Origin of the sequence: Shewanella sp. 10N.286.45.A1 (assembly GCF_041470405.1) — a bacterium.
Classification (GTDB): domain Bacteria; phylum Pseudomonadota; class Gammaproteobacteria; order Enterobacterales; family Shewanellaceae; genus Shewanella.
In genome coordinates, this window is record NZ_JBFRMK010000448.1 from 1 (window position 1) to 2,013 (window position 2,013).

Sequence of the window (2,013 nt, forward strand, 5' to 3'; positions counted from 1 at the left end):
CTTCGTTCAACAAGCAAATAAACAGGGACTAAAAACCGCGGGCTTTTTCGCTTCGCTCAAGTTTAGCCCACAATTTTTAGCCCGTTATTTGGGCGTTAGGCAATTACTCAAGAATGGATATATCCCCGTATAAATTAGGAGAAAGTAAGTGTTACAACTAGAAAAGATTGAACTAATTGAAAACGAGATATACGAGGAAAAGAAAACAGTAGATTTTGATACAAAAGAATTTACGATTGAACATTTGGTTCAAAAGTATGTAAATGGTATTGATGAAGATGAAAATGATATCTATGTTCCAGATTATCAAAGAGAATTTGTGTGGGATGATGTCAGACAATCTACATTAATCGAATCCATAGTTTTAGGATTACCTATACCTGTTATTTTTTTAGCTGAGGATAGTGAAGGAAGGCTTGAAATAGTAGATGGCTCGCAACGAATTAGAACGATAGTTGCCTTTATTGAAGATAAGCTGACTTTAAAGGGACTTGATAAGTTAAAAAATATGAATGAAGTGAAGTTTTCATATTTACCGAAGGCCAGACAAAGGAAAATAGTCAATACCTCTATAAGGACAATAGTCTTATCTGAGTCAGCGACAGAAAAAGTGAAAAATGATTTGTTTGAAAGGATCAACAAAGGAAGTGATTTATTACGGAATATGGAAAAAAGAAAGGGGATTTATTCGGGAGATTTTACTGATTTCGTTTATTCATACACATCTGAAAACAAAGAGTTGCTTAAAAAAATTGCACCATTATCGAAAACAGTGACTAAACGACAAGAACATGAAGAATTAGTCTTAAGGTTTTTTGCATTAGTCGATGCATTTCCACGTTATGAGGGCTATAGCGCTGGAATAATCACTATGCTAGACCAGTATATGATGAATAAAAATACTGATTTTACAGAGACTGAAATGGAATTTAAAAAGCAACAACTCGATCAAGTTTTGGGCTTTGTAAATGATAATTTCATAAATGGATTTTGTAAGAAAGCAAATCAAGGAGTATCTAGAATGTTCTTTGAAGCTTTATCTGTTGGTGTTGCAAAAGCTTTATATGAGAATAGTGATCTTAAATTGACGAAGAAAGTAAACGCAGGTTTATGGTTGAGAAACCATGAATTTAAAACACTGATATCGGGAAAATATCGTAGCCATAGTCCAGATAAAGTAAGACAACGTATAGAGTTCGTCAAAAACAAGGTGTTGGAGCTTTAGTTATGTTATCGGTAAAGTCTGCTTTTCAAGATAGAAACGATGAAGCTAAAAAACTCTTGGAACACATTGCTTCACTTTCAGAAAGTGGCGGGGTTCTTGAATCATCAATCTTAAAATCTAGTTATACATTATTGTTATATAATAACCTGGAAGCAACAGTATCTTCTTCAATAACCAATATTCATGATAGGGCTTCTGGTTGTAAATATGATGAACTCTCAGAAGAGTTTAAAAAATTGTATGCTAGTTTTTACCACTTTGATATATCAAAGCGAAAAGTTAAAGATCATTTAGACAACACTGTTAGTGGTGAGTTTAAGTTTCCCAATTTTGAAGAGTATTGTAAGCGAATAACAGTATTTTCCGGAAATATTGATCTTCGGTCTTTAAACGATATTAGTAAAAGCTATGGAATTGGTAAGGTTGATTTAAGAGGGAGAAATCCAGAAAATATCTTAACAATAAAAAATAAAAGAAATAAATTAGCACATGGTGAAGAGTCTTTTCGAGATTCTTGTAGGCAATATACTTTGTCAGAATTACAAGAGTTAGGTGACAGTTTAGAAAGGATGCTTGAAAAATTCATTGAGCTTGTTGATATCTTTCTAAGAGAAAGAAAGTACATGGTTGAAGCTTAATTGAAAAACTTGCCTAACGTATAAGGATAGGCCGCGCGCAGCCGCGTCCTTATCCCAAGTGTTGAACAAGCCCGAGTGATACCTTTATATAGTTAATATCGACGTAAGAGTTTACGCTTTTTAGGTGGGTGCTAAGCCATTTGCATTTTT

General features: G+C 33.6%; 2 protein-coding genes. Both read left to right on the forward strand.

Annotation, left to right across the window (positions count from 1 at the left end; translation table 11 throughout):
• The first annotated feature begins 148 nt into the window (after positions 1-148).
• Positions 149-1,225: a DUF262 domain-containing protein gene (locus AB4238_RS22345; RefSeq protein WP_372035823.1), complete on the forward strand. Its 1,077-nt coding sequence runs from the start codon at positions 149-151 to the stop codon at positions 1,223-1,225.
• Between the two features lie 2 nt (positions 1,226-1,227).
• A complete protein-coding gene (locus AB4238_RS22350) occupies positions 1,228-1,863 on the forward strand; it encodes an MAE_28990/MAE_18760 family HEPN-like nuclease (protein WP_372035826.1) in 636 nt (211 codons plus the stop codon).
• Positions 1,864-2,013 lie beyond the last annotated feature (150 nt).

Bases quoted from the DNA above. Each gene is read 5' to 3' on its own strand.
- AB4238_RS22350 (WP_372035826.1), top strand. From the start codon at position 1,228: ATGTTATCGGTAAAGTCTGCTTTTCAAGATAGAAACGATGAAGCTAAA.